1 protein-coding gene is annotated in these 2537 nt (G+C 59.8%); it reads right to left on the bottom strand.

Annotated elements, in window-relative coordinates; all coding sequences use genetic code 11:
• Positions 1-2537, bottom strand: a 2537-nt coding sequence (locus C5B90_RS19700) for an ATP-binding protein (protein ID WP_148708265.1), incomplete at both ends; no start/stop codon positions are given.

The raw sequence follows: 2537 nt of genomic DNA, 5'->3' as shown, positions 1-2537 counted from the left end.
TTTGTGTTGGCTCCTGAAATCCCCCAACCAGCCTCATCTCGGATCGGGGTCGAGTCACCCACCTCACCAAGCCCATACTGAGCCTGTGTTCGCTCCGACAGTCGTGGGAGGGCCACAGCCTCAAAATGGTCCGCCTGTTCGACAGACAACGGCTCGTCGCTCTCTGGATGGCCGGCCGCTATCGGGAGCGGCTTCACCGAAAACGGGGCCGGGCCTGTCTCCCCGAATGATGGACTCGGGAGTTGGGCGATCCACTCCCCACTAGGGAGTGTGTTGATCCGATTTCTGAGGTCGGTCGGGCTCAAGTCTTCGTGGGCCAACGATTCAGCGAGGTCGTGCTCAATCGAGATGTTCCCGATGAGCTTCGTCTTGATGTTGTTGAGAACCTCGTCGTAGGCGCGTTCGTTACGGTTTCGAACCTGCCCGGGGAACTGCATTACCAGTCCCATGCTCAGGCCGAACGACCGTCCCTGTGGAAGCAACTGCTCGGAAACGAGTTTCGTTGCCGCAACAGGAGCGGCCTCTTCGATGATGAGGTTGGTAAGGTTCTCGTAGTCCGTGTTCCCGTCACGGCGACGCACCTGCACTGCGTCCCAGAGATTACTCAACAGGAGGAGTGTAATCGCTCGCTGTGCCTCCGGGCGGAGGTCGCCTAAGTCGAACAGAATCGTGGCGTCTTCGTCGAGGAATTCACGGAAGTCGAATCGGTTGTCAACGTACTCTCCCGTCTCGTCCTGTTCCGGAACGTGGCTGAAGATCCGTCGCAGGTGGGCGTCTTCTCTGAGTTTATCGAGGCGGTTCCCGACGGCGTCCATCGACACTTGGAACTGGTGGTCGTCCTTCGCGAAGTGCCGCGTGAGCGACTCCTCGACGCTCCGATTGTCCGCCGAAACCGGCGGCACAGTTCGCTCCCGCTGCATCTCGAGGGCGGCCGCAAAGAGGTCATCCAACCCGAAGACGTCGCTGCCGTACTCCTCGTCGAACAGCGCCTTGATGAGGTAGCTGAGAATCTCGTTTGCGACGAACGCTTGTCCGTACTGCTCGCGACCCATGATCATCCGCATGATATCGTGGAAGTGGTCGACCTTGTCCTGAATCGCGTCCGCCCGATTCCGTCCAGCGTCGAGTGCCGGCCGAATATCGAAAAAGGAAAACGCGGGAATCGTCTCGGGGACGCGGAACTGGTAGACATCGTCCAGCCCGTTGAAGCGCTCGTAATGACTCCGAAGGTAGTTGGCGCACATCCCGTCGCCCTTTGGGTCAACGGTGACGACGGGACCACCAGTCGTCTCACGGAGCGACAGCGCATCGTTGATGATTGCTTTCGACTTCCCACTCCCAGTTGAGGCGAACCGACCGTAGTGTGTCGTCAGGAGCTTCGGGGGAATCCGAATCGGACGCTGTTGCGGCGAGCCGTTTTCATCGAGTGCATACCCGATGGCCATTCCTTCCCGGAACTGCTGGACTAAGTCAGGATTGGGCCACGGAAGCGGATCACGACTCTGCTGTTCAGCACGCGTCCCTCGCGTTCCTTCGACCGTCAGTTGGTCCGACGATGGTACTAAAATGAAGTTCGCAAGCTCGGCCCCACAGAGAACCAACTCCGGCCGGGTCTTACCACGTCCAGTCGTTACCTCCCGCGAAAGGAGTCGATTGAGCGCTGCTCGCGCGTTTTGTTCTTTCTTCGATTGTCGGAAGCCACGGTCTCGAAGTCGCGTCGCTTCGATCTCGTAGAACGGGCCGTCGAGTGGGTCGAACACCGGCGCGAGTGACGACAGGCGGTCATCAAGGGCGTCGCGACCGGCCTCACTCGTTGGTACGCCAATTGCCCGGATATTCGTCGTGTACGAGCGCTTGGGATTGACCGCATCAATCGCGTCAAGTCGCTTGACAACGATGTCACTCAATTCATCACGGGTTCGACGTTCGTACTCTAGTTCGGGGTCAAGTAGGTCGCCAAGGATTTTCTGCGACAGCGTATCCCGTCCATCATTCAAGTCCTCTTTGCGGAGTTCCGCATCCGCTTGCCAACTCTCCCGGCGCTGAAACACGACTTGGAACGCGAGCGGTTCGCGTGCATCATTCAGGTGGTCGATCAGCGACGCAAGCACAGCTCCCGGTTCGTCGACCGCCGGCAGCGTGCTCTCGTCAGGCGTCGCCGTCAGCGGAGTCAACGACGACATCCAGTCTTGCTTTCGAACTGCCGACCCACACCACCGCACGCCCCGTGGTGAGACGGCGTCGACTGCGGGGCGGGCGAGAATCGTCCCGTCTGCGGCTACTGTCGGCTTCTCGACCGACGTGGGTGGAACCTCGTCTGCTAGCGAATCAGTCGTTTCAAGTTCGACAACTGTCTCTCCAATCGACACCAGTCCGTCCGCCGTTCTGCCACCCATCTCGTCGGTAGCGTCCGTCGGTGAACCCTCAGACTCGTGTACGGCGCTTCCGCCACCGTCAGGCGTCACGTCCGCGTCGGCGTCTGCAGCCGAATACTGCTCGTCGTCGGTGAACTCGTACTGGAGGTCACCCTGCTGGTA

It is taken from the genome of Haloferax sp. Atlit-12N (genome assembly GCF_003383095.1).
Classification (GTDB): domain Archaea; phylum Halobacteriota; class Halobacteria; order Halobacteriales; family Haloferacaceae; genus Haloferax.
Note: the sequence above shows the minus strand (reverse complement) of the source record. Positions and strands in the feature narration are given on the sequence as shown.